General features: G+C 52.2%; 22 protein-coding genes. 8 read left to right on the top strand and 14 right to left on the bottom strand.

The window, feature by feature from the left end; genetic code table 11:
• Window positions 1-314 precede the first annotated feature (314 nt).
• Window positions 315-1,943, top strand: a complete 1,629-nt coding sequence (gene gshA / locus ACO0LH_RS25025; RefSeq protein ID WP_422943865.1) for a glutamate--cysteine ligase — start codon at window positions 315-317, stop codon at window positions 1,941-1,943.
• 62 nt (window positions 1,944-2,005) lie between these two features.
• On the opposite strand, the gene ACO0LH_RS25020 is transcribed toward gshA, so the two are convergent.
• The 7 genes from ACO0LH_RS25020 to ACO0LH_RS24990 all read right to left on the bottom strand — a co-directional run bounded on the left by ACO0LH_RS25020 (window position 2,006) and on the right by ACO0LH_RS24990 (window position 6,976).
• Window positions 2,006-2,284: a hypothetical protein gene (locus ACO0LH_RS25020; RefSeq protein WP_422943864.1), complete on the bottom strand. Its 279-nt coding sequence runs from the start codon at window positions 2,282-2,284 to the stop codon at window positions 2,006-2,008.
• Window positions 2,285-2,417: 133 nt separating this feature from the next.
• Entirely contained in the window at window positions 2,418-3,209 is a 792-nt protein-coding gene (locus ACO0LH_RS25015; protein ID WP_422943863.1) for a TIGR00266 family protein, read from the bottom strand.
• Window positions 3,210-3,351: 142 nt separating this feature from the next.
• Window positions 3,352-3,900 (bottom strand): cysteine hydrolase family protein, encoded by a 549-nt coding sequence (locus tag ACO0LH_RS25010; RefSeq protein ID WP_422943862.1) that lies wholly within the window; start codon window positions 3,898-3,900, stop codon window positions 3,352-3,354.
• 4 nt (window positions 3,901-3,904) lie between these two features.
• Window positions 3,905-4,630 carry a metallophosphoesterase family protein gene (locus ACO0LH_RS25005; protein ID WP_422943861.1) on the bottom strand — a complete coding sequence of 242 codons (726 nt, stop codon included), beginning with the start codon at window positions 4,628-4,630 and terminating at the stop codon, window positions 3,905-3,907.
• A gap of 12 nt (window positions 4,631-4,642) precedes the next feature.
• A complete protein-coding gene (locus ACO0LH_RS25000) occupies window positions 4,643-5,170 on the bottom strand; it encodes a GNAT family N-acetyltransferase (protein WP_422943860.1) in 528 nt (175 codons plus the stop codon).
• 3 nt (window positions 5,171-5,173) lie between these two features.
• Window positions 5,174-5,734: a helix-turn-helix domain-containing protein gene (locus ACO0LH_RS24995; RefSeq protein ID WP_422943859.1), complete on the bottom strand. Its 561-nt coding sequence runs from the start codon at window positions 5,732-5,734 to the stop codon at window positions 5,174-5,176.
• A gap of 63 nt (window positions 5,735-5,797) precedes the next feature.
• On the bottom strand, window positions 5,798-6,976 hold the full coding sequence (locus tag ACO0LH_RS24990) for an aminotransferase class V-fold PLP-dependent enzyme (RefSeq protein ID WP_422943858.1): 1,179 nt from the start codon (window positions 6,974-6,976) through the stop codon (window positions 5,798-5,800).
• Between the two features lie 304 nt (window positions 6,977-7,280).
• Between ACO0LH_RS24990 and ACO0LH_RS24985 the strand changes: the two genes are divergently transcribed.
• The 5 genes from ACO0LH_RS24985 (at window position 7,281) to ACO0LH_RS24965 (ending at window position 11,886) form a co-directional block, all read left to right on the top strand.
• Window positions 7,281-8,291: a M14 family zinc carboxypeptidase gene (locus ACO0LH_RS24985; RefSeq protein WP_422943857.1), complete on the top strand. Its 1,011-nt coding sequence runs from the start codon at window positions 7,281-7,283 to the stop codon at window positions 8,289-8,291.
• A complete protein-coding gene (locus tag ACO0LH_RS24980; protein WP_422943856.1) occupies window positions 8,288-9,067 on the top strand; it encodes an alpha/beta fold hydrolase in 780 nt (259 codons plus the stop codon). The genes ACO0LH_RS24985 and ACO0LH_RS24980 overlap by 4 nt, the downstream gene beginning before the upstream one ends.
• 274 nt (window positions 9,068-9,341) lie before the next feature.
• A complete protein-coding gene (gene egtD, locus ACO0LH_RS24975) occupies window positions 9,342-10,310 on the top strand; it encodes an L-histidine N(alpha)-methyltransferase (RefSeq protein ID WP_422943855.1) in 969 nt (322 codons plus the stop codon).
• Window positions 10,311-10,348: 38 nt separating this feature from the next.
• Window positions 10,349-11,581, top strand: a complete 1,233-nt coding sequence (gene egtB / locus ACO0LH_RS24970; protein WP_422943854.1) for an ergothioneine biosynthesis protein EgtB — start codon at window positions 10,349-10,351, stop codon at window positions 11,579-11,581.
• Between the two features lie 8 nt (window positions 11,582-11,589).
• A complete protein-coding gene (locus tag ACO0LH_RS24965) occupies window positions 11,590-11,886 on the top strand; it encodes a DUF427 domain-containing protein (RefSeq protein WP_422943853.1) in 297 nt (98 codons plus the stop codon).
• A gap of 28 nt (window positions 11,887-11,914) precedes the next feature.
• Here the strand turns inward: ACO0LH_RS24965 and ACO0LH_RS24960 are convergent, their stop codons facing one another.
• The 3 genes from ACO0LH_RS24960 to ACO0LH_RS24950 form a co-directional block, all read right to left on the bottom strand.
• On the bottom strand, window positions 11,915-12,835 hold the full coding sequence (locus ACO0LH_RS24960; RefSeq protein WP_422943852.1) for a hydroxymethylglutaryl-CoA lyase: 921 nt from the start codon (window positions 12,833-12,835) through the stop codon (window positions 11,915-11,917).
• A gap of 153 nt (window positions 12,836-12,988) precedes the next feature.
• A complete protein-coding gene (locus tag ACO0LH_RS24955) occupies window positions 12,989-13,933 on the bottom strand; it encodes a fatty acid desaturase family protein (RefSeq protein ID WP_422943851.1) in 945 nt (314 codons plus the stop codon).
• Window positions 13,934-13,948: 15 nt separating this feature from the next.
• The gene (locus tag ACO0LH_RS24950) at window positions 13,949-14,497 is read right to left on the bottom strand and encodes a hypothetical protein (RefSeq protein WP_422943850.1); all 549 of its coding nucleotides are present in this window, start codon (window positions 14,495-14,497) and stop codon (window positions 13,949-13,951) included.
• Window positions 14,498-14,716: 219 nt separating this feature from the next.
• Between ACO0LH_RS24950 and ACO0LH_RS24945 the strand changes: the two genes are divergently transcribed.
• Together ACO0LH_RS24945 and ACO0LH_RS24940 are read left to right on the top strand one after the other, a co-directional pair.
• Window positions 14,717-16,600, top strand: a complete 1,884-nt coding sequence (locus ACO0LH_RS24945) for an ATP-binding protein (RefSeq protein ID WP_422943849.1) — start codon at window positions 14,717-14,719, stop codon at window positions 16,598-16,600.
• On the top strand, window positions 16,597-17,940 hold the full coding sequence (locus ACO0LH_RS24940; RefSeq protein WP_422943848.1) for a sigma-54-dependent transcriptional regulator: 1,344 nt from the start codon (window positions 16,597-16,599) through the stop codon (window positions 17,938-17,940). Before ACO0LH_RS24945 ends, ACO0LH_RS24940 begins: the two co-directional genes overlap by 4 nt.
• Before the next feature lie 15 nt (window positions 17,941-17,955).
• Here the strand turns inward: ACO0LH_RS24940 and ACO0LH_RS24935 are convergent, their stop codons facing one another.
• From ACO0LH_RS24935 to ACO0LH_RS24920, 4 genes are all read right to left on the bottom strand, one after another.
• Window positions 17,956-18,396 carry a chemotaxis protein CheW gene (locus ACO0LH_RS24935; protein WP_422943847.1) on the bottom strand — a complete coding sequence of 147 codons (441 nt, stop codon included), beginning with the start codon at window positions 18,394-18,396 and terminating at the stop codon, window positions 17,956-17,958.
• A complete protein-coding gene (locus ACO0LH_RS24930; protein ID WP_422943846.1) occupies window positions 18,396-18,884 on the bottom strand; it encodes a chemotaxis protein CheW in 489 nt (162 codons plus the stop codon). The genes ACO0LH_RS24935 and ACO0LH_RS24930 overlap by 1 nt, the downstream gene beginning before the upstream one ends.
• Before the next feature lie 10 nt (window positions 18,885-18,894).
• A complete protein-coding gene (locus tag ACO0LH_RS24925) occupies window positions 18,895-22,842 on the bottom strand; it encodes a hybrid sensor histidine kinase/response regulator (RefSeq protein ID WP_422943845.1) in 3,948 nt (1,315 codons plus the stop codon).
• An 86-nt stretch (window positions 22,843-22,928) separates the two neighbouring features.
• A complete protein-coding gene (locus ACO0LH_RS24920) occupies window positions 22,929-24,734 on the bottom strand; it encodes a methyl-accepting chemotaxis protein (protein WP_422943844.1) in 1,806 nt (601 codons plus the stop codon).
• Window positions 24,735-24,740 lie beyond the last annotated feature (6 nt).

The following is a 24,740-nucleotide window of genomic DNA, read 5'->3' as shown; positions in this document are numbered from 1 at the left end:
AGCTCCTTAAAAGATGTGAACTTGCATTCTAGAACGATGACAACAAAACAAGAAGCGATTTCGCACTTCGTATAATCTGTTGCAGTAAACCATGATTGTGCGCCTGAAAGCGATGGCTTGCTTTGTACTTTACAAGACCTACCTGACACTTTTAAAGCAGCCTCGTGTCCCATTTTCGATTTTCGGATATGCTTGCTCGATATTTTTTGCAGCCAGTGAAATATAAAGGCTAAAACGGAAGTGCGCGACACTCTTCGTCCCCCCCTCAACAGACCACAGGATGCAAAAACAACTGAATCGTGAAGGAATACCCCGTGAGTAATCTGTTAAAACAACGTCTGGCATTATTGGATACCGACGCGCATCGTCCGCTGCTCGCCCAAGGCTTGCGTGGCATAGAGCGGGAAACCCTGCGTGTGCATGCAGATGGCAAGCTGGCATTGACCCCGCATGCCACAGCACTAGGCTCGGCGTTGACAAATCCACAAATCACGACTGATTATTCTGAATCCCTGCTGGAATTCATTACCCCGGCCGAACCTGATATCGCGATCGCACTGGAAGAACTGGATAACATACACCGTTTCGCCTATACCGTACTGGGTGATGAGATGCTATGGCATCAGTCCATGCCCTGTATTTTGCCGGAAGAAAAAGATATTCCCATCGCCTGGTATGGCAAATCACATATAGGCATGATCAAGCATGTGTACCGTCGCGGCCTGGCCTTGCGCTATGGCAAAAGCATGCAGTGCATTGCAGGCATACACTATAACTATTCGCTTTCTGAAAATTTGTGGAAAGTCTTGCAGCAGGCAGAAAACACCAGTGGCGGTGCCATGCATGTGCAATCAGAAAACTATATTGCACTGATACGTAATTTTCATCGCTATAGCTGGCTGCTGATGTATCTGTTTGGTGCCTCACCTGCACTTTCAACCGCATTTTTGCGTGGCCGCCCACATCAACTCGACACCCTGTCTGAAGACACCCTGTATCTACCGTATGCAACCAGCTTGCGTATGAGCGACCTGGGTTACCAGAACAATGCCCAGGCTGGCCTGGTGCCACCTTACAATACGCTGCTGGAATACATGCGCAGCCTGTCACTGGCCGTGCGCCAGCCTTACCCTGAGTATGAAAAACTGGGCATGCAACGTGACGGCGAATGGGTACAGATCAATACCAGCGTATTGCAAATCGAAAATGAATTCTATGCCACCATACGCCCGAAACGCGTGATACGCATAGGCGAACGCCCGGTGGAGGCACTATGCGCACGCGGTGTGCAATACATAGAAGTGCGCTGTATGGACGTGAACCCCTTCGACCCTCTCGGCATCAGCCTGGAAACTTCACGCTTCCTCGATGCCTTCCTGCTGTTTTGCGCACTTGATGACAGCCCGCTTACGAACCAGGCTGAAGGCGATGAGAACAGCGAAAACTTTGCCCTGACCGTCAAACAGGGCCGCCGCCACGGCCTGATGTTGTCACGGCATGGTACAGCTGTTTCCCTGCAAGACTGGGGCAATGAGCTACTGGATAAAATCGCACCGGTTGCCGCCCTGCTCGATGCACAGCGTGGTGACGACAGCCACGGCAAGACCATGGCAACACAAAGAGAAAAACTCTTGAATCCGGCGCTGACACCATCTGCAAAGGTGATGGATGCGATCAAGGCTGCTGACGGTTCTTACACAAAATTTGCCTTGCAACAAAGCCAACTGCTGGCGAATGCATTCCGCGCTCATCCACCGAGTGCTGAACAGCAGGCTTACTACACAAAAATGGCAGAGCAATCACTGGCAGAACAGGCGCGGATGGAAAGCACACAAACCGGCAGTTTTGACCAGTTCATCGCTGATTACCGTTCACGCACATCAAGTGAAATTTGTTGCGAAAGTTTTGCCAATGCCACCGGCACACAAAGCGTCAGTGTTTGATCTGTCATAGCCACTATCTGAACTGGCATAAAATGTTTTTATGCCAGATTCAAAAGCAGTATCTATTTCTTTTCCGTACCCTTGGTACGTAAATCTTCACGCTGTTTTTCATACTGCTCGTACGTTGTCTTGTTTTGTTGCAGACAAGTCTTACGTTCATTCCAGTCCATGATTTTTTCACACTGACGCTCCGCAGCGTCTTGCTGAAGGTCATACGCGACCGAGCAAGCTGTCAAGCCAGCTTGCACACAAATAAACAGCGCTAAAAACACAATTTTCTTAACCATGAAGTTCTCTTTTGAAAATGCCTGACCATGCCGACCAGGCAAAATAGACCGCATTATAAGGCCATGTAAAAAGAAATTAATGCGCTCATGGAGCGGCACCTGCATTTAAAAGTCAATTCCCCGCATTTTTTACCATCTGCGGGAATTGACTGTTTTGGTGCCTAACTATTTATGAAATGAGTTCCAGTTATTCATCCTTGAAGATGCTGCCCAGGCCACCCAGCACCGAACCCTGCTCGCCACCTTTGTTACCACCCACATGCGACGCGCCGACGATACGGTTGGCCAGACGAGCCAATGGCAGTGATTGCAGCCAGACCTTGCCCGGTCCACGCAGATGCGCAAAGAACATGCCTTCGCCACCAAATAGCGCCGTTTTAACGCCGCCAACAAACTTGATGTCAAAATCAATTTCTTGCGTGAAAGCGACTACACAACCGCTATCGACCCGCAAGGTTTGACCTGGATGCAGGGTTTTTTCTATGATGGCACCGCCGGCGTGCACAAATGCCAGACCATCACCTTCGAGTTTTTGTAGAATAAAACCTTCGCCGCCAAAGAAACCGGCGCCCAGTCGTTTTTGAAAGGCAATGCCCAGTGACACGCCTTTGGCTGCACAGAGGAAAGCATCTTTCTGGCACAGCAGCGTACCGCCCAGCTGATCCAGGTGCATGGGAATGATTTTGCCGGGATAGGCAGCACCAAAGGCCACTTTTCTCTTCATCCCACCACCATTCATGAAGACCGTGGTGAATAGGGATTCGCCTGTCACCAGACGTTTGCCTGCACCCAGCAATTTGCCGAAGATGCCAGTCTGGCCTGCAGAGCCATCACCGAAGATGGTTTCCATCTGAATGTCGTCTTCCATGTAAAACATGGTACCTGCTTCACCGATGGCGGCTTCACCAGGGTCGAGCTCGACTTCCACAAACTGCATGTCGTCGCCAAAAATTTCATAATCTATGACATCCATCGCCATGGTGATCTTCCCATTCTTAAAAATGAAGCCGCAGACTTTTGCAGCAATGATGGGCATTCTATGAATTTTTTGGATTTCCGAACAGATGTCCGGTGCGGTAATCTTTTATGAAAATTACCGGTGCAGGAACCAGGACGTCCACTCAATTCAACAGCGCAGACGTATCAGCGACATGCGCATATTCACCCTGCAAATTGCTGAGCGCATGGATATGAATGTCTTCTGCAGTTTGTGGTTTGCCATGCAGATCGAGCCTGTCGAAGCAGAAACAGGCATCGGCGACCACCGTGGTAGCAAAGCCCAGGTTACCGGCACTGCGGGCAGTCGCCTCAACTGAATTATTGGTACTGACACCAGTGATTACCAGGTCTTTGATACCACGCACATGCAGCCAGCGTTCAAGACCGGTATGCGTGAAGGCATCAGGAACATTTTTCTCAACCACGTATTCGCTGGCCATTGGTGCGAGAGCTTGCTGGAATTCATTACCTGGCTGCCCCGGCCAGAACAGGGAACCGGGGGTACGTGACATATGCCGTACAAACACAATGGGCGCTGCCGCTTCACGCCAGGCAGTCAGCAACTGTTTTATATTGTCTTCTGCATCTGGATTATTTCTGCGCCCTGCCTGAGGGGACGCCATGCCTCGTTGCATGTCGATGATGATAAGGGCGGTATTCTGTTTTTTCATGATCTTAATTGACGTAGCCGCTTTGCAAAGCCCTGACCCAGTCATCGCGGCCGCGCAACGCGGCAAGTTCTGCCATTGGTTGATAGTCATAAGGAACATTAATCAGGCAGGCTGTCCAGCCATGCTGCCTCTTTTCAATAATGACATAGCGGGCATCCGGTGACCCTGATTCAATCACATGCGGGTAAGGGAAATCATAGGCATAGGCCGGGTGGCCGACACTGCCTGGGTTGACGATAAGCTGGCCTGCGGTCGTGCGCACACTGCGGGCGACATGGCTATGGCCACAGGCAATCACGCTCGCACTGACCTGCCCCAATCTGTTTTCTATTTCCTGCGCCGTGGCATTTCTGTCTGCCACCTGCAACAAGGTAGTTGTGTCACTGGTGGGCGTGCCGTGGCAAAGCAAGACCTCGTCATTAAAGCGCAGCGCGGGTTTCAGGCCTGCCATCCAGTTCTTTTGCTCTGCCGTGGTTTGCTGATGCGCATACACATCACCAGCACCTGAACGTTCATTTAATTCAAGTATCTGCCGCTCATGATTACCGGCCAGATGTAGCCAGCCTGGCTGTGCCATCAGGAAATCTGCAGTTTCTTTGGGTAGCAAAGGGCCAGACAGGCTGTCACCCAGATTCACGACCTGATCAACACCTCGCAGACGCAAGTCAACTGCCACGGCTTCGAGCGCGGCGAGGTTACCGTGTATGTCTGAGATGACTGCAATACGCATAAATTCAACTTGCTAGATTTGTTTATGAAAGATGGTCGTTCCACAAAAGTCACCATCGGGCATCAGGGCATAATTGGGTATCACGCCCACCTTCTGCCAGCCTGCACGTTCGTACAGGCGCTCGGCATCGCCGCCAGTGACGGTATCAAGTACCAGCACAGTCTTACCCTCGGCCCTGGCGGCTTTTTCAACTGCGGCCATCAGGGCGTGTGCCACACCACGGCGACGGGCGCTGCGATGTACCAGCATCTTGGCCACGTCGGCCCGGTGTGTCTGATTGTCTGGCATGGCGATGATCAATTGTACTGTGCCTATGATTTCATCGCCGGTGCCCCTGGCGACCAGCAAGACACGTTCCTTGCGTGCGACGCCCTCCGCGACGCCCTGCCAGAATTGCAAGGCATGTTCGCGTGGCAAAGGCAACATGAAACTGACGGACGCGCCACCAGCCACACAGTCTGTCAATACATCGGCCAGGGCTGCCACGCTGGACTGCGCTTCTTTCGCATCAAGTATTTCGATTTGGACTTGATCAGACATGATTTACTCCTTGCAAAGTGCGACCAGATAGCGTGCTGCGGCGGCGCCAGGATTATGAAAAGTGATAGGCTTATCCAGCTTCATGGACAGGCAATCGCCAGTGCATAAATCCCAGGCTTGCTCACCGACATGGATGCGCATCTCGCCAGCCAGTATCCAGACTTGCTGCTCAATATCGACATCGCGATGAAAACTGTCATAACGCACGGTTTGCCCAGCCGGAAATTCGACTTCCACCAGCTGTATGGATGAAGGCAGACCTGGAGACAAGTTGCGACGCATGTAGCTGGATGCGGGGTCAGTCCAGCATACCTGCTCAGCCAGGCGTGATACCGGTGAAACCTCCGCAGCAGGCGTGCTGTCTTCAAACAGCGACGCCAGTGTCACGCCCAGGCCTACAGCGAGTTTATCCAGCGCTGCGGCGGTCGGGCTGCTCTCTGCGCGTTCGATGAGAGAAATATTCGAACGGCTGACGCCGCTGCGCCTGGCCAATGCCTCCAGCGACAGTTTTTGTTGATCCCGCAACGCGCGCACCCGACGGGCGATTATCGTATTGATATCCATAAATTCCATTATATAGGATATTTTAATCCTGTAAACTGGAATTACTTTATACCCTGGTCGCTGTCATGAAGCTTGCGTTAACTGTTTTATTGCCGCCACCAGCTTATCCAGATCTTCCAGGCTGGAGTACAGATGTGGCGTCACCCTGACAATATCCTGGCCATCAAGGTCGCGTGTGACGGTGAATATCTGGTGTTCCCGCATCAGGTAATCGACGATGGCATGGCCAGAATTGCCAGCGATACCAAAACCGGCAATGGCACAAGAGCGTAGCGGATCAGTAGGTGTCATGATGCGTATGTCCGGCAGGCCGCGTACCTGGTTCAACCAGTACTGCGTCAGGTAACGCAAGCGCGCTTCCTTGCTGGCGGAACCTATGGAGGCATGGAACTTCAACGCATCCAGCACCGTCAATACATTGGCAGGCGGCACCGTACCCACCTGTGTGAATTTAAAGATTTCATTATCCGCATACCTGGTATTGCCGAACAGAGGAGCAATATCAGCCACCCTGTGCTTGCGTATATACAGCATGCCCACACCCAGCGGCGCACCCAGCCATTTATGCAGATTCACCGCCACAAAGTCTGCCCCCAGTTCTGGCATGCGGTAGTTCAGGTGAGCAAAGGAATGTGCCGCGTCAACCATGACATCCACCCCGTGACGTCTGGCCATGGCAGTGATTTTTGCCACCGGCATGATCTGCCCGGTCCTGTGCACGATGTGAGTGACCAGTATCAGTTTGGTCCTCGGTGTAATTGTCTGTTCATACCGGGCGACAATGTCTTCATCGCTGACAGGGTCAAGCGGCAATTGCAGATGCCGCAGCTGTATCTGTTTGCGCTTTTCCAGCATTAGCAGGGTATCAATGACGAGATCGTAGTCATGCGTGGCAAGGATGACTTCATCACCAGCCTGCAAAGGGTAACCCTGCAAGAGGATATTCATGGCCTCGATCAAATTACGCGTCAGTACCAGTTCACCCTCATCAACACCGCAAAAATCTTTCAGCGCCTGCATCACTTGCACGAACAGGGGGGCATAACGCACCCGCAGAAAATAAGAAGTCTCGGCATTTACCTGCGCCTGATAGCGCTGAAAAGCGTCAAACACAGGCTGCGCCTGTACACCAAAATAACCGTTTTCCAGATTGATGAACTCTGGCGAGACGCTGTATTGCGAACGGATTTCTGACCAGTAAGCTTCATCATCCGCGGCGACTGCATTTGTTAGACTGTGCAAAACCAACTCCTTTTATGTAATAGCAAGTGATAGCCTGATTAAACGCCATGAATCACATTACTCCATTGCCCCGGATTGAAATCAGGCTATCGTATCCGTTGTTATATCCGTTGCTGTATATGTTGCTGTCTCTGTGTTGTATCTGTCGTTATATGACAGATACGTGACATGCCAAAAAGTTCCTGCAAATTAATGCGTCATCTGTTGGTCATAATTGCCCCGGACGCTATTATCGCAGCGACTTTCTTGCTTTCTCCGCATAGCTCCTCTAGCATGGCATAGTTAACTTTCCCGCACTTCTCCCATGCCCGCTTTGCCTGAGTTGAAAGAACTGGAACGTATCATCGCCCTTGGCCGCGGCCAGCTGGAGGTGGATGTGTTATGTGAAGTAGAAGTCAAGCATAAACAATTCCCGGTCTATAAACTGGCACTGGGCAATCCTGATACAAGCTTGCCTGCCATCGGCTTTTTTGGCGGCATTCATGGTCTGGAACGCATAGGCACACAGGTATTACTGTCTTTCCTGCGTGGCCTGCTCACACGTCTGTCATGGGATAGAAGCCTGCAACACATGCTGCAAGATGTGCGGCTGGTGTTCATGCCACTGATTAACCCTGGTGGCATGTGGCAATCTACGCGCTGCAATCCGAACGGTGTCGACCTGATGCGCAATGCACCGATAGAGGCCAGTGAAAAAGTTCCTTTTCTGTTGGGTGGCCACCGTTACAGCCCGCGTCTGCCCTGGTATCGTGGCGTAGCAGGCGCCGACATGGAAGCAGAAAACCAGGCATTGTGCCGCACCGTGCAGGAAGAATTATTATCGCGCCCGTTCAGCCTGGCGATAGACTGCCATTCCGGTTTTGGCCTGCGTGACCGCGTCTGGTTCCCGCATGCACATAGCGTGCACCCTATTGATCATCTGGCTGACATACTGGCGCTGGAAGAATTGTTCCAGCAAACCCATCCCAATCATTCTTACCTGTTTGAGCCACAAAGCCTGCAATACCGCACGCATGGCGATATCTGGGACTATCTGTATCTACAAGCTCAGCAAGACCGCAGTAAAACCTTTCTGCCACTAACACTGGAAATGGGTTCGTGGTTGTGGGTGAAAAAAAATCCGCGTCAGTTATTCTCGCGTCATGGCATGTTCAACCCGGTTGCTGAACACCGTCTGCACCGGGTATTGCGCAGGCATAATTCCTGGCTGGATTTTTTGATGCGTGCCACTTGCGGTCACGAGCAATGGCTGGCACAAGGGCCTAGCCGCCTGCGCCTGCAAGAACGTGCCGTCGCGCGCTGGTACCGGCCATGAGGACCTGGGTATTGCTGCGCGGCCTGATGCGTGAAGCGCGGCACTGGGGTGATTTCCCGGTGCAGTTCCAGCAGGCGATGGCGGCAGAGCAGTTGCACTGCATAGATTTTCCAGGCAACGGCCAGTTAAACCAGCAAAACAGTTTGACCACTGTGGCAGCCATGGCGGATTTTTGTCATCAGCAATTAGTGCAGCATGCTGTTCAGGAGCCCGTGTATGTCCTGGCGGTATCACTGGGGGCGATGGTAGCGCTGGCCTGGGCTGAACGCTATCCGGCAGATATGCAAGGCATCGTGCTGGTCAATACCAGCGTTGCACCACATAACCCTTTTTATCAGCGGCTGCGACCAGGCAACTATCCCGCACTGATCGCCACCATGTTGTTCGGTTCAGCCTTTGCGCGGGAAAAATTGATATTGCGCATTACCAGTAATCTGCATACAGAGGAACAAGCGAAAACCATTGTGGAGCAATGGAAAAATTATGCGCAGCAAAGACCCATCAGCCGCGCCAATATATTACGGCAATTGGGGGCGGCACTTCGCTTTCACGCACCCATGCAAACAGGGAAGCTTCCCCTTTTATTGCTCGCTGGTGAGAAAGACCGCTTGGTGAATGTCACCTGTTCACGCACGCTGGCAAAAAAATGGGATTGTCCCCTGCATATACATCCTGAAGCAGGACATGATTTGCCACTCGACGATGCGGCCTGGATCATCGCACAGGTGCGCACCTGGCAGAATCAGATGCGCAACAATCCAGCATTACTTATGTAAGTACATGGGGCCATATGGGAAGAAAACTCCCGATAACCCCATAAAGCATGGGCGGTAACCGCCATACCACCATCTCGTATCAGAGCTGTATTTTCCCTGCCAGACCATAGGTAAACATCGGTGATGCAATAGGGAAACCCTGTGTACGTTAGCGCACAGGATTTTTTTTTGATTCCCTTGTACACTGTATTTCCATATGACTTCACCGTATAAGGCAAAAATCCTTCTTGCCTAATGCGGTACATCACCATAAATCTTGAAAAAGGCGTCTGCTATGCTGAGCTCTACAAGCGCAAATACAGCAACCGTGATCCCGCTGCATAGTTACCAGGCAGTTCAACATGAACTGGAAGCAGGCCTGTTATCGGATGCGGCTTACACATCCCCGAAATATTTTTACGATGCAGTAGGGTCTGTATTGTTTGAAGCCATCTGCGTGCTGCCGGAATATTATCCGACCCGTACTGAAGCCGCTATTTTCAGCACGCATATGGCCGATATGGCGCATGTGATCGGGGCTGGTGGCACTCTGATAGATCTGGGTGCAGGCAATTGCGCCAAGGCAGCGCGCCTGTTCCCGCGTCTGCATCCTGATCAATATGTACCCATCGATATTTCGGTTGATCATTTGCAGGATGCCGTACGGCGTTTGCAGCAACGTTTTCCACACATAGAAATGACCGCACTGGGCCTGGATCTGTCGCAAGACTGGGTTCTGCCCAGCGAAGTCAGAGAAGAAAAACGTCTGTTCTTTTACCCTGGTTCATCCATAGGCAATTTTGAGCCAGCGCAGGCACTGCATTTCTTGCGGCACTTGCGCAGTTTAAGTGGCGATGAGGGCGGCATACTCATAGGAGTTGACCTGATCAAGGAACACAGTTTATTGAACGCTGCCTATGCCGATAGCCTCGGTGTGACTGCTGCATTCAACCTCAATCTGTTAAGGCATGTCAACCGTGTACTGGGCAGTGACTTTGATGTACGTCAGTGGCAGCATCTGGCATTTTTCAATCCTGAAAAATCCCGTATAGAAATGCACTTGCAGGCACAGGCCGATGTCCGTGTGAGCTGGCCGGGCGCCCACAGAAATTTCATCAGGGGTGAACGGATACATACTGAAAACAGCTATAAATACAGCATAAATTCATTTGTGGATTTGCTGGCCTCTGCCGGTTTTTCGACTACCCGTCACTGGACGGATGAAAATGGCTGGTTTGCCGTTATTTATGCAAAAGCAGCCTGATCTTGATTTGACATTCGAACATTGAGCAGGAAAAGTAAATGTCCCATGCCCTATCCTTTGAACGCTGGCAACAGGTACGTCAGCGCTCGCTGGCGATTGCAGCCCCGTTATCGGCAGAAGACTGCATGGCGCAATCCATGCCCGATGCCAGTCCTATCAAATGGCAGCTCGCCCATACAACCTGGTTTTTTGAGACCTTTATTCTTGAACAGTACGAAAAAAATTTCCAGCCTTTCGAGGCAGCTTTCCGTATCCTGTTCAATTCCTATTACAACGGTATAGGCGAAAAACATCCACGGCCACAACGTGGCTTGTTAACACGGCCATCGCTGGATGTGGTCATGGCTTACCGCCAGAATGTCGACGAACGCATTGCACTTAGCCATGAGCGGCATAAAAACGATGCGCAATTCCACACTCTGCTGGAACTGGGCCTGCAACATGAGCAGCAACACCAGGAACTGATGCTGACAGATATCAAGCACCTGTTATCCTGCAACCCGCTGTACCCCGCACTGTATGCCACACCCGCTACGCTGACCAGTATATTGACTGCACCACAGGCAGTAGAAACACTACCTACCCTGGAATGGCAAGACTATGAAGCCTGCCTGTTTGAAATGGGGCATGAGGGAAAAGATTTTTGCTTTGACAATGAGACACCGCGCCACCGCCATTTTGTCGAACCGTTTCAGTTGAGTGTCCGTCTTGTCAGCAATGCCGAATACCTGGCGTTTATCAGGGATGATGGCTACCGTAATCCGGCATTATGGCTGGCTGAAGGATGGGACTGGCTACGCAGTCAGGCAATAGAGCATCCGCTGTACTGGCGACAGGATGAGCAGCAGGAGTGGCATGAATTTACCCTGCATGGCATACAGAAGCTCAATCCGCAACAAGCCGCCAACCACCTGTCTTTTTATGAGGCCAGCGCCTATGCAAGCTGGGCGGGAGCACGCCTGCCCACTGAAGCCGAGTGGGAATATGCTACACAACTGCATGAACAGGGCTTGCCCCTGACACAGTTGTTTGATCATTGCTGGCAATGGACGAGCAGCAGTTACAGCCCCTACCCGGGGTTTGCAGCAGCCAGCGGAGCAATCGGCGAGTACAATGGTAAATTCATGGTGAACCAATATGTACTGCGCGGTTCTTCTGCGTTCACTCCGGCTGGGCACAGCCGCAGCAGTTATCGCAATTTTTTCCCGGCATCTGCACGCTGGCAACTTACCGGCCTGCGACTGGCTCGCTCGCTGACTGATGATGAATAGGAGATATCATGCCAACAGCTAACTGGAACGGCGCCATGCTGGCGCAAGCGAAAGATTCAGAAGTCGTCATCGTCGAGGGAAATACCTATTTTCCGCTCACCCGCATTAATCAGGAATATTTCCGCCCCAGTGAAAAACATACGGTTTGCCCCTGGAAAGGCACGGCCAGTTATTTTGATGTCATCGTCAATGGTCAGGTCAATGCAGATGCTGCCTGGACGTATACCACACCAAAAGATGCAGCAAAAGAAATTGCCGGCTTCGTTGCTTTCTGGCGTGGTGTCCAGGTCACACCCACGCCCTGATTTCACTTATAGGAGGCAATGATAAAAATCAGGCCTGGCTTGCGCGTTTTGCAGCAATCGCATTACCGGCCCGGCTGACAGCCTTGCGCCCCAGATGGCTGGAAATAAATTGACCGGCATCCACCACTGCGTCCAAATTTATACCTGTTGTGATACCCAGCCCCTGCATCAGGAACAGCACATCTTCCGTCGCGACATTACCTGTCGCCCCTTTGGCATATGGGCAACCACCAAGACCGGCTACTGAAGAATGGAAAATGGAGATACCCACCTCCAGGCTGGCATAAATATTTGCCAGAGCCTGCCCATAAGTATCATGGAAATGACCAGACAAACCGGCAATCGGGAAATCCTGCGCAGCAGCCTGCATGACCGTTTGCACCTGTCTTGCCGTACCAACACCGATGGTGTCAGCAATATCGATTTCATCGCAACCCAGCTCACGCATGCGCCTGACCACATCCGACACACTGCTGACAGCGACGTCACCGTGATAAGGGCAGCCAAAGGCACAACTGATACTGCCACGCAAACGGATGTTATTGGCTTTTGCTGCTGCTGCCACGTCGCGGAAACGCTCTATCGATTCGGCAATCGAACAATTGATGTTTTTATGCGCAAAGGCTTCAGAGGCCGAACTGAAAATCACGACTTCATCTGCGCCGGCGGCCAGTGCCGCTTCAAAGCCTTGCATATTCGGTGTCAGCACGGAATAAATCACACCAGGCTTACGCTGTATGGCGGCCATGACTTCAGCAGACGTGGCCATTTGCGGCACCCATTTTGGCGACACGAAAGACGCCGCCTCGATATTGGCAAAACCAGCAGCAGTAAGCCGGTTAACCAGTTCGATTTTAATGTCGGCAGGTATGCTTTCTTTTTCATTTTGCAGGCCATCACGTGGGCCGACTTCGACAATTTTGACTTGATGTGGCAATGATGTGTTCATCTTGTTTTCCCGATTTCACCGGCCGCACGCCCGTGAGCTGGGCCTGAATTGTATGATGCCAATGTATTAAATCCATCCGAGCTCTCATTTTACCCGCTCTTGCCCTTCTTTTCGCCTGATCGCCATTCCGGCCTTGAACATATCAACTTGTCATCAAACTACTTTTACCGGGTAAACACCACGCTCGGCAAAGTAAGGATCAAGTTTTTCAGCCAGCCGTGGCAAATTGAAACTCGGAACCTGCGGATACAGATGATGCTCAAGATGATAAGAAAGATTGCATAAGAGGAAAGGAATGATTTTCCCGCGTAAAGTACGCGAATGCCCCAGCATGGACTGGTCTGGCTTGAAATGCGGTAGCCAGGCTGTCGTCACCGGGTACAACCAGCTGCCAAACCACATGAACCCGAAATAGGTCAGCGGTGCGGCACTCCACGACAGCAGCAAGGCTGCACAACTGACGAGAACAATCGGGGCCAGCGATTCTGCCAGTAACCAGCGCCGCTGATCCTTTCTTTTGGTAAGACGATAGGCATGCAGCCAATGACGAGGCAGATACAGCGGCCCGGCAAGCAGCGCGCCGAGCAGACTCATGCGCGCCGGACTGCCTTCAAAATCATCATCTTCCAGACAATGACTATGGTGATAAAGGTGCGCATGACGAAATGCGTGACCGCTTTCCAGCAATAACAGGCTCATGCCAAATAATAGCCATTCCGCAGTACGTTTACCTGCACCGGCAGAGCCATGCACGACATCATGCGTAAAAGTTGTCGACACGATGAAATGCGCCAGGATGACAACTGGCAACAATGCGTAATAACGCAACGCATAGGTCGCACTGAAGATAGCCAGCGTGGTCAACGGCAACAAGGACCACAACAGGCGTTGCAGGCGGCTGGCAAGCAGAAAATCTGCACCGAGTTCCGACAAAGCTGGCAAGCCTGCATTCTGGCGACTGGTTCTTGTATGGGCCTTTGCGCAGGCCTTTGCATGGATTTTTGCATGCATCGTTTCAGACATCTGCACAGTGCGGGCAGGGCCGGGAAACTGCGCTCTTTCTGCAAATAAAAAGAGGTTGATGCTAAGACTGGTCATTACGTTTTCCCCCTTTTATTTGCAAAGATTAATAAAGAACACAATGAGATAAATCAGAACCGGAAAGGTCGCATCGACATCGCGTACGCCCCAGCGCAACAGGGCGTAATTGATCGCTCCGAAAATATGCTGGATGAATGAAATGGACATTCTCAATACCGGATACAACAGCAACAAAAATGACCAGCTCAAATAAGGGATAAACAGCAAGGCTGGGGCTGCCATCGCCATCGCCAGGCGATAACCGGTCAGCAGGAAATTATTGCGCGCACTCATTCCACGGGGACGAAAGCCAAGTACGTGCATGGATAAAGTAAATTTTTTCTTTTTGATCTTTGGAATGCCAAACAGGATCAGCGACAAAATACCGTGCGCGATAAAGAGAGTGAAATCAAGCATGAGTCCGTCCTTCCATTGAAACCGGAGCATCAGCTGCACGGCTGGTGTCAAGATCAGCGCCCATGCCAGCACACGGTTAAATCGTATCCAGTTCATGCGTGAGGTCGCAAATGTGACAAATAAGCTAGCCAGACTGAGGCGGTGATTTACAAATGGGATGTTCATGATTTCTTTCATACGTTGGCCAGAATCGCACCAGCTTGAACGCCTGCAATTTAAGCCTTTATTCGCAAGCCGCATGCCATCGTCCTGCTCGCGCTAAGCCTTTGTTTTTGAAAGAAATTTATTTATGGACTAGGCGACAACTGTAAGCTTGCTATATAGTTAGCCCGGTTTGACTATCAAGATTCTTAACACTGACCCGCCCTGACACTGTACTTGCTGATGGATGCCTACCGCCTTTACTACGCTTCACTGATACTGCAAAGTCTCATCAGTCCTCTGCTGGCCATATGGCTGTGGGTTAAGGCTGGGCGGCAGCCAGGCATGAAAGCGTTGTCACTGTTTTGCGTAGGCATAGGTCTGTGGGCGACGGGTCAACTGGCGATCAACCTGGGTGATGAAGGTCTCAGCCAATTCGGCAAAATGCTGGTCAATACCGGTCCCATGAATACCGTGCTGTTCCTGCACTTTGTGCTGGCTTTCCTGGGGCGCTTGCGACCTGCCAGAATGCTGGCCTGGTATGGCCTGGCAGTAATACTGATCGGATTAATTACCGTGCTGGACATGGGCCAGCTAGTGCCCTGGCTGGCATTTCGTCGCTACTACATCTTCCCAGCCTGGGGCTGGATACCAGGTATTTTTGTCAGCGCAGTCAGTAGCTGGGCGTATATCCTGCTGTTGATGGCGTGGCCGGCAGCAGCGCCGAAGAAACGCGGCCAGATCATCGCGCTGTGTCTTGCAGGCGTATGGGGTTCGGCATCGACGCTGATGTTTTTGAATGCGTCTTTTGGCATACCGATTTTTCCGTATAGCGTGATCCTGCTACCTTTTTATGCTGTGTTGCTGGTGTTTGGCATCGTCCGCTACGATGTGATGGCGGTGAACCTATGGGCCAACCGCCTGCTGGCCTGGCTGGCGCTAGGCATTACCACCATCGCTGTTGCCGGTTTATTGCTGAGCCTCGTTGCACAAACCGGTTTTGCCCCGCTGGCCAGCCTGCCCTTGTGGCAGTTGTGGTTATTGGGAACGGCCATGTTGTTCACCACCCTGCTGCTGGAAAGGCCGATGCGTAGCGTGATGGAAAAACTGGTCTTCCCCGGTGCTCATCTGGAAGCCGGCGTGCTGGCGGCATGGCGGCAGGAACTGGAAGCAGCCACCAGTTGGCCACAACTGGAAAGCCTTGCCGGCGCAATTCTGGGTACGCATCTGCATCAAGCCATGTCTGTCATCATCAACGCAGGCGTAACAAACAATACCGGCAATAGCGACCATTTACCAGACACCCCATGCGTGCATTGTTACCGAGAAACCGGCAAGGCCCTGCACAGCGTTGGCTGGGTCAGTGAACTAAAGGGATGGGAAGGGGCAACCCCATCTGTGTTGCGCGTAGGAGAAGTATTTGGTGCACTGCTGGCCGCAGCCGCAGAACGGCTGGAGCAATTACTGCGCTACGCCGGACAGGAAAATCTGCGCCTTCAACAGGCTCACTTGCTGGAACTGGGTGGACTGGCCGCCACCGTCGCCCATGAATTGCGCAATCCCCTGAACATCATCAGCATGGCCGCAGTCGATTGCCCGGCAGAGACCAGGGCCGAAATCCGCGCGCAAATCGACAGGGCCGATCATTTGATACAGGACCTGCTCAGCTATTCAGGCGATATACGCCTGAATTGTCAGCCTGTACAACTGCTTGAACTGGTGCGCAACTTATGTGCTGCACATACAACAGTGAACATACAAATCGCCATCGCTGAAGATGTGTATGTGCTGATGGACAGGCTACGTGCTGAACAGATACTGGGCAATCTCATCAATAATGCGACTGCCATGTTACGTGGCCGTCATGACCCGTGCCTGAAACTGGAAGCAAAACGGGAACACGATATGGTAATCATGCATGTTTGCGATAATGGCCCCGGCGTTGCCCCTGATCTGGTCAAGGATTTATTCCAGGCGTTTAAGAGCCGTCGGCCCGGTGGAACGGGCTTGGGCCTGGCCATAGTACGTCGCCTGACTGAAGCGCATGGTGGTACAGTGCGGCTCATTTCTCATCCTGACTGGAACTGTTGTTTTGAACTTCATCTACCTGTGGCCCCTGAACCATGAACATGCAAAGCATCTTGCTGGTTGACGACGAACCTGCCTTCCAACGTCTGTGCGGCAATTGGCTGGCAGGCCTTGGCTACCTGGTCAAGGTCGCAGCCACGGCAGAACAGGTAGGTGAACTGGTAGCGCAAAACAATTTCGATCTGGTGCTACTGGATCTGGCCTTACCTCCTTCATTTACACCTGAAGAGGGGCTGGCTTTGCTGCCTGGCCTGGCGCCTGTACCGGTAGTGGTGATGACCGGTCACGCTGACCGTGAACTGGCTTTGCGCGCAATCAGCCTGGGAGCCTGGGATTTTCTGCCCAAGCCACTGGACCCGGATATCTTGCGTGTCGTGGTGGAGCGTGCCCTGACCAAGCGCCGACTTGAACATGAACTGGCAGAATGGCGCGCACGCGCACTCCCTAATGACAACACCATGGGCCTGACAGGCAACAGCAATGACCTAGCTGAACTGCGTTCACTGGTACGCCGCATCGCCCCCACTAATGTACCGGTGATGATTACCGGCCCCAGCGGTACTGGCAAGGAATTGGTAGCACGCGCACTGCATGCGCATGGCAAACGCGCAGGCAAACCCTTTGTCGCTGTGCATTGTGGCGCCATACCGGCTGAACTGTTTGAAAGTGAATTATTTGGTCATTGCAAAGGCAGTTTCACCGGCGCTGACCGCGACCGCAACGGGCTGATCGCAGCGGCAGATGGTGGCACTTTATTTCTCGACGAAGTTGGTGAAATGCCCCTGCCCATGCAAGTCAAGTTATTGCGTTTTTTGCAGTCAGGCAGTTTCTTTGCTATTGGCGGCCGTAGCGAACAGCGTGTCGATGTCAGGATAGTGGCTGCCACCAATCGCGAACTGTCAGTGATGATAGAAGAAAAATCTTTTCGCGATGACCTGTATTATCGCCTCAAAGGCATACAGATACGCACATCTGCACTGGCCGACCGGGCCGGAGATATTACACTGATTGCACAATCAATCGCGGCACGATCAACACCACCGAAACGGCTGGCAGTACCGGCACTGGAATGGCTGGTTTCACGCACCTGGCCAGGCAATGTCAGGGAATTGCAGCATTGCCTGCAAACTGCTGCTGCGCTGGCAGGAGAGCAAACAGACATTTCGGTAGAAGACCTGGCACTGGCCTGTGGCGAAGTGCCAGCAACGGCTCTAACGGAAGAAACCGGATTACTGGAAGCGCAGGTCGCCACGCTGGAAAAACGCCTGATCGTGACGGCGCTGGAAGACAATGATCATAATCATACGCATGCAGCCAGGCAACTGGGAATTTCACGTGTAGGTTTATTGAACAAGATGCGCCGTCACGGCTTGCGCTGAAAAATGTAATTAATTTCAGTTCACAGAACCGCAAAATATGCGGCTCAAGTCCAGTACAGGTACGTGCTTGCCATCCTGCTCAAAACAGGCAATCGCCAAGTCTTGCCAGACGGGATTATCATCTTCCAGATTGCTGGCCTGCCTGTCGTCGACCACAACGCGACTCGGTGGTGCTGACAAATGAATGGCCCCCAGGCCAGCGGTCTTGCTGTCTGCATCATGAAACGCCACCAGCGCCAGGATATTCCCTTTGCAAGGCTGCCCGCCCAGGCGCAAGGGCAATTGCATGACGGGTACCACGCGCTTTTGCCAAAAGATAACTTCACGCATGTGCGCGGGTGCCAGCGGCACATCGAAACTGTCAGGTGCATCAATGATCTGTATCAGTTCGCGCTGCCCTATTGCCACGCACCTGCCATCACCAACTTCCAGCAACCAAGCATTTGCATTGGACATCATGACTCCCTGCTAGTTGTTTGCGCATGAAGAACAGCGGCAAACACACCGAATTTTAATAAACGGCCGGCATCGCTAAGGCAAGCCAGGCCAGCTTCAAAATGCATGAGTGCGTGGATAGGCGTATTGTGCGCACGCATCGCCATGGGTAAGGCAAAATCCTCCAGGTCAAGTTGGTTGAGTACCCTGACATCATCACACAGCAAGCCAAGAAAACCCGCGCCTGTTGCGAGCATCACACAGGCACGGCGGCCAGCAGGCACAAAATCCAGCGCCTGGAATTCGGCATTCATGCTGATGACGGGCCAGCTTTGCCCCAGATAGAGGATACGGCCTGCCGCGTACGGCGGCGGCTCTTGCAGGTTCATATCAGACACTGATTCCACTGCACAGATATCGCCTTGCGGCAGCATCAGCTTTAAACCATCTATGCGCAACAGTATGCGGTTACGCACTTCCTGTTTCATGCCTGGCATTGCTGCACCCATGTTGTGCTCCTCATGCGCCTGTCAGGCGGTGTATTTGCTGTAACAAGGCATCGTCATTGAATGGCTTTACCAGATAAGCATCGACACCGGCAGCGTCTCCCTGCTGTCTGTGTTTTTGCGTAGAACGCGAGGTAATCATGATGATGGGAATATGTTTAGGCAATTTTCGTGCACGTACGTGGCTGGTCAGTTCCAGGCCGTTCATGCGTGGCATTTCCATGTCGACCAGTATCACGTCTGGCAAAGCTTCATCCAGCAATGCCACGGCATCAAGACCGTCGATGGCAGTGCGTACTTCATAACCGGCGTCACGCATGATCTGGGCCGTGGCACGACGTGCAGACAGCGAATCATCCACCACCAGTGCGGTACGGATATGTACGGGCTGACTTGCTTCATCTGATGAAATGTGCAGATGGCTGTCATCAATCCGCATTTCCTGTTGCGAAGATGCCCTCAATAATTCTGGCAAATCAATCACCGGAGCCACGCTGCCATCACCAAGGATGACGGCACCTATCGTGCCTTGTATTTTGGGTACATAACGGCCAAATTTCTTGACCACGACTTCACGGCCATCGACCAGCTCCTGCACTTGTATCGCGCAGGTCGCTCCCGTATCGGTACTGATCAGCAAGACCGGATAACCATAGGCGACCGCCTCTTTGCGCTGACTGTGCATACCCAGTAATTGCTCAAGTTTCAGCAACTTATGGACGGCATCACCAACGCGATAAACCTGCTGGTCGCCGATGAGATCTATCTGCGCATCGGTGATGTAATGAATATCAAGGATGCGGCGGCTCGATATCGCCATCATGTTGCCCGCCACACGTGCCATCAGGGTATGCTCAGACAAGAGACTGGCAGGCAGGCGCAATTCCACCACCAGGCCCTGCCCGGTCAGCGAGCGTATGTTCAACGCACCCTTCATTTCCAGTATGCGCGCATGCACCATGTCCATGCCTATGCCGCGGCCTGATGTCTGTGTGCTGGCTTCGCGGGTGGAAAAACCGGGCATCAGGATCAGCCTGGCCAGTTCATCGTCAGACAAAATACGGTCTGTGCTGATGAGTTTTCTTTTTAATGCGGTCTTGCGTATGGCAGCGAAATCGAGGCCAGCACCATCATCCTTGCAACGCACCACGATGGAATTGCCTTCACGTGCGAAACTCAGCTCTATCTGTCCTACCGCAGGTTTGCGTTGCGCGAGTCTGACAGACTGGTTCTCTATGCCGTGGTCAACCGCATTACGCAAAATGTGCATGAGCGGATCGGTCAGATCATTGAGCATATTGCTGTCGATATTGGTATTGGCACCCAGAATATTCAGGTTCACCTGTTTATCGAGCAAGCGGCAAGTCTGACGCACGCTGCGTTGCAGGCGCGATACGACGGTCGTGACGGGCACCAGACGTGTCCGTATCACGGCATGCTGGTTTTCCATTTGCAGGCGGCGCTGTACTTCCAGCAGTTCGGCAAGGCTGTGCAATTGCTCATCAATCTGGCTTGCCATTTCAAAGGCATCTGTCCTGGCTTCCACCAGCTGGCTGGTCAGGGTATGTAATTCACTATAGCGTTCAAATTCCAGCGGATCAAAATCACCTTGTGCCATGGTGGCTTTTTTGGGTGCATCGATACCACGTACATCAACGAGGTTTTCCAGGTCAGCGATCAGTTTCTGGAATAGCAAATCCTGTTTCTGTATGGCTTTTGATTGTTTCTGGGTCTGCTTTAACTGCTCCTGGATTTGCGCGTTGGAAATGACGTTTTCGCCTGCAAGCCGCAATAATTCATCGACGACCTTGGCAGGTACCCGCAACATCGGTTCGGCCGCATGCGAACCAGGTTCGACCAGATCCAGTACAACGCCATCCGCTCTGATGACATCGCTGCCAGGTAGATACGCTGACACGTCAGACACTTCGTCCATCACCGGCTCGGCAATAAATTCGGCACTGGCCATATAATGACTGTAGTCGCATACCTGCTGCAATATCGCCTGAGCCTGCTCTGGTACCGGTCCTGCATCCATGACGGCTTCGCCCATGGCTTCAAGACAGTCACCCGCATCGGTCAGAATGCCAGAAAGCGTCTTGTCTGGCAGGCTGTGCTGGTTGCTCAGGCCTATCAGCAAATCTTCCAGATGGTGAGTGAGGTTGGCGATGCCCGCAATACCAACAGTATTGGCCGCCCCTTTCAAGGTATGGGCAGCACGTTTGGCCTGTTCTACGTCTGCCATATTGCCTTCGCCATGGGCGAGCTTTTCTATGGCGGAAGTAAAATTATTGACTTGTATCGGTAACTCCTGCAACAGGCCATCAAATAGCTCTGCATTCAGGTCGTCTGGCAATTGTATGGACACATCATTGGCCGTAATGACTTCGTGCTGTGCTTCTGCCTGTGCAGCTTCGGCAAAGACATGGACACCGATTAAATCACTGAACAAAGTGTCACTGATTTCTGATGCATGCATCTGCGACCATGCCTGATCCAGCAACAGGCTCATCAAATCAAGGGCATGCAGTTCATTGGCAGGATCAGACAGGTAGGCAAGCAGTTTGCCGGGCAAATCCTTGAGCAGGGCGTATTGCTGCTGATCGACGGTATTTTCCAGCGACGATAATTGCTGCGCCAATATCAGCAATACCTGGTTCAAGGCTGTCAGGCCAACTGATTCGGCGGTGCTGCCTATACGTGACAGGGCATCGATATAATTTTGCTGTGCGGCGCTTTTTTCTGCATCCGAAAAATCTGCTCTAGTGACTGCGGCCAGGTCATCTGCCAGCATATCACCCATCAACGCAAATTCTTTGGCAAACAAGGCCAGCATGTCGGCACTGATTTCCTGCGTGGATGCCTGGTCTGCGGCGTCAACTGACTGAACTGACGGATCTGACAGATCTGAAGCTTCTGGCAGAGCTGAGGGTGCGGTGTCTTCCGTCACCCACACAGGGTCATAAATCACGTCAAGCAAACTGGCTGCATGAGCGGGGTTGTCAGGATCGACAATACTGTCCATCAGCATAATGGGGAAACGGCTGAGGATAGCCAGTTCAGCCTGATTGATGGCCAATGGTTTTTCTGCCCTTTCGCTGACGACGAGGGCAAAAGCCTGACAACCATCGACAATGGCATGCATGCCCATTTTTTCAGCATAAGTTGCAAATACCTGTAATTGCCCCACATAATTTTTCAAGGTGATGTCATCACGCTGGTTTTCTGCACCCTGGGCAATGTGTTCGTCAGCAGCAAGTACCATGACCAGGGCATCCAGCGCATCATGCAGGCCAAGCGAATAATCTGCAGCAGGTATCTCCCCGGTCTGGTCAGTCTGACCAGCCTGCTCAGTCCGGTCAGGTGTAAATTCAAAGCTACCGGCAGGATTCATTTCCACTGTAGTGATGTCAGCCAATGCAAGCTGGTCCATATTGTCCTTGTTGTCCGGGTCGGCACTGGTTCCGGCTACGCCACCAACCAAAAATAGTGCCGGTGGCACTTCAATGTCTTCTGCTGATGTCAACGGGTCGCTGGATAATAAATGACGTAATTCTGTGGTGTCGACCTGGCTTAAAGGGATGGGCCAACTGGCTGTCGATAAATGGGTGATGAGGGTTTCTATGTTGCGGTCACCATGATTCAGGGCATGGCTGGCCAACAAGTCGGGCCATTCGTTCAACAGAAAATACTCTTCTTCGCTGAGCATGCGGTTCTGGTTATGCAGGGTGATTAGATTGCGCTCTATCAGGGCGCACACCCAGTGCAGGCCAGGCATGTCGGCAGAACAGGCTGCAGCACGGATGCGCCTCAGTTGTTCTATATAACAGGCCAGCGAACGCGTCACTTCTGCCAGCTTGCCTGAATGGAAACCATCTGATTCCAAGGCATTAAACACCTCGTCCAGGGCACCGATGACGACGTGATTGAAATCCGTCGAATGGGTTTCTAACTGTTCCATGGTGCCTCGGACGAGTGAAGTTTGAGCAGGCTACATACGTTTTAAAACACTGACTGGAAGGCCCTATAACTCAGGCAATCAGGCAATCATGCTGCCAGTTTGAATACGCGCACCGTGGAGAGCAGCATCCTCGCATATTCCACCAGGTTGGTGGTTTGGGCTGATTGCTCATCAAGTTGCAAACTGGTTTGTTGATTGGTTTTCTTGATCTGGATCGCCCTATCGAGCAGTTCCTGGCTGGCCTTGGCCTGACCATGGGATTTGACGGCAATCTGCTGTACAGACTGAACCAGCTCAGACGTGGCATTCTGGGTCGCCTGCATTTGCAGACCGGCCTGTTCTGCCAGACGGCTACCTTCGACCACCTGGGCAATCGCAGAATTCATGGTGTTGACCGTATCTGAGGTTTCCAGCTGGATGTTATTGACCAGGCCAGAAATTTGCAGCGTGGCTTGCCGCGCGTTTTCAGCCAGCCTTTGCACTTCATCGGCAACCACCGCAAAACCACGACCGGCTTCACCAGCTGAGGCCGCGTGCATACTGGCGTTCAGCGCTAGAATATGGGTACGTTCAGCAATCGCGTTGATCAGACCCACGACACCGGAAATTTCTTGCGAACGTTCACCCAGGCGTTTAATCCGTTTTTCTGTTTCGCGTATGATATCGCGGGTACTGTTAATACCACCCACTGTGCTGGTTACGGTATCCATCGCCAGTTGTGTGGAACGTATGGCATTATCAGCAGCGCGGTTACAGGTTTGCGCGAGGTCGGAAATATTGCGCATTTCTTCAGAGGCATTCGACAGCGACAATGTCGTATGTTCCACTTCCAGCCTTTCTTCTGCGGCTGCGGCCATCACGTTATCGGACTGGGCTTTCACTTTCAGTGTTGCTTCTGTCACGTCGGCAGAAATATTACTTACATCGCGCAGCACCTTGGCCGTTTCACTGGTCAGCATGTTCAAGGCGTCTGATACGGCACCCGTCACATCGGCAGATACCGGCACCTTCACCGTCAAGTCCCTGCTCGCCAGTTGCGCCACTGCCTGCAACAAGACCAGCACGGATTCATTCAGTTTTTCATTTTCATCTTCGATGGTTTTACGGCTGGCCTCACGTTCATCCACCATTTTGTCGAACTGGCGTGATAGTTTGCCGATTTCATCAGGCTGGCTGCTGTTCGCCCGTACCTTGGCATCACCGGAAGTCATTTTCTGCATAACGCCGATCAGATGCGATACAGGACGGGTAATGCTGCGCGTCATCCAGTAAGCTACGGCGCCTGCCAGCAAGATCGACAAGGCTGCCACGGTCAGCAGGATATTGCGGGCGCTGAGATAAGTGGTATCGGCTGTCGCACCATCTGAATTAACCAGTTTGGTTTGGTAATCAATCAGCGCATCCATGGAACTGAACCATTTTTCCTGATCGGCTTGCAGGTTGCCCAGCAGCCAGGCCGTGGCTTCAGTTTTCTTGCCTTCTGTCGCCAGGCGCAGGAATTCCCTTTGCGACACACCGTATTTGGTCCGCGCATCAGTCGCTGTCGCGAAAATATTTTTTTCCTCTTCACTGGCAATCAGTTTTTCAAAACCGGTGATATTGGCGTCCTGGTTTTGCCTGCGTGACAAAATCAGTTGCTGCTCTTTCTCGATCGCTGCCGGATCATTGAGCAACAGCATATTACGCATGGAACGTGCATTGGCATTGACGTTACCTAGCATCTTGTAAGCCAGCACGACTTTAGGATAGCTACCGTCCACAATACGGTGAGTACCGTCATTGATGACTTTCAGATTGGACATGGCCAGCCAGGCAGTGACGGCCAGCAGAACCAGCACAGCCGCAAACCCAAGGCTGAGGCGGATACCGATATTCGGAGTACGTAATTTCATTTTGCT

The organism is Undibacterium sp. TJN19, from assembly GCF_049339485.1.
Lineage (GTDB): Bacteria > Pseudomonadota > Gammaproteobacteria > Burkholderiales > Burkholderiaceae_D > Undibacterium.
This window is presented reverse-complemented; position numbering and strand designations above follow the sequence as displayed.

Excerpts from the sequence above, each read along its gene's own strand:
- ACO0LH_RS25020 (WP_422943864.1), bottom strand. The coding sequence starts at position 2,284 with ATGCGGTCTATTTTGCCTGGTCGGCATGGTCAGGCATTTTCAAAAGAG.
- ACO0LH_RS25015 (WP_422943863.1), bottom strand. The coding sequence starts at position 3,209 with ATGGCGATGGATGTCATAGATTATGAAATTTTTGGCGACGACATGCAG.
- ACO0LH_RS25010 (WP_422943862.1), bottom strand. The coding sequence starts at position 3,900 with ATGAAAAAACAGAATACCGCCCTTATCATCATCGACATGCAACGAGGC.
- ACO0LH_RS25005 (WP_422943861.1), bottom strand. The coding sequence starts at position 4,630 with ATGCGTATTGCAGTCATCTCAGACATACACGGTAACCTCGCCGCGCTC.
- ACO0LH_RS25000 (WP_422943860.1), bottom strand. The coding sequence starts at position 5,170 with ATGTCTGATCAAGTCCAAATCGAAATACTTGATGCGAAAGAAGCGCAG.
- ACO0LH_RS24995 (WP_422943859.1), bottom strand. The coding sequence starts at position 5,734 with ATGGATATCAATACGATAATCGCCCGTCGGGTGCGCGCGTTGCGGGAT.
- ACO0LH_RS24985 (WP_422943857.1), top strand. The coding sequence starts at position 7,281 with ATGCCCGCTTTGCCTGAGTTGAAAGAACTGGAACGTATCATCGCCCTT.
- ACO0LH_RS24980 (WP_422943856.1), top strand. The coding sequence starts at position 8,288 with ATGAGGACCTGGGTATTGCTGCGCGGCCTGATGCGTGAAGCGCGGCAC.
- egtD (WP_422943855.1), top strand. The coding sequence starts at position 9,342 with ATGCTGAGCTCTACAAGCGCAAATACAGCAACCGTGATCCCGCTGCAT.
- egtB (WP_422943854.1), top strand. The coding sequence starts at position 10,349 with ATGTCCCATGCCCTATCCTTTGAACGCTGGCAACAGGTACGTCAGCGC.
- ACO0LH_RS24965 (WP_422943853.1), top strand. The coding sequence starts at position 11,590 with ATGCCAACAGCTAACTGGAACGGCGCCATGCTGGCGCAAGCGAAAGAT.
- ACO0LH_RS24960 (WP_422943852.1), bottom strand. The coding sequence starts at position 12,835 with ATGAACACATCATTGCCACATCAAGTCAAAATTGTCGAAGTCGGCCCA.
- ACO0LH_RS24955 (WP_422943851.1), bottom strand. The coding sequence starts at position 13,933 with ATGACCAGTCTTAGCATCAACCTCTTTTTATTTGCAGAAAGAGCGCAG.
- ACO0LH_RS24950 (WP_422943850.1), bottom strand. The coding sequence starts at position 14,497 with ATGAACATCCCATTTGTAAATCACCGCCTCAGTCTGGCTAGCTTATTT.
- ACO0LH_RS24945 (WP_422943849.1), top strand. The coding sequence starts at position 14,717 with ATGGATGCCTACCGCCTTTACTACGCTTCACTGATACTGCAAAGTCTC.
- ACO0LH_RS24940 (WP_422943848.1), top strand. The coding sequence starts at position 16,597 with ATGAACATGCAAAGCATCTTGCTGGTTGACGACGAACCTGCCTTCCAA.
- ACO0LH_RS24935 (WP_422943847.1), bottom strand. The coding sequence starts at position 18,396 with ATGTCCAATGCAAATGCTTGGTTGCTGGAAGTTGGTGATGGCAGGTGC.
- ACO0LH_RS24930 (WP_422943846.1), bottom strand. The coding sequence starts at position 18,884 with ATGGGTGCAGCAATGCCAGGCATGAAACAGGAAGTGCGTAACCGCATA.
- ACO0LH_RS24925 (WP_422943845.1), bottom strand. The coding sequence starts at position 22,842 with ATGGAACAGTTAGAAACCCATTCGACGGATTTCAATCACGTCGTCATC.
- ACO0LH_RS24920 (WP_422943844.1), bottom strand. The coding sequence starts at position 24,734 with ATGAAATTACGTACTCCGAATATCGGTATCCGCCTCAGCCTTGGGTTT.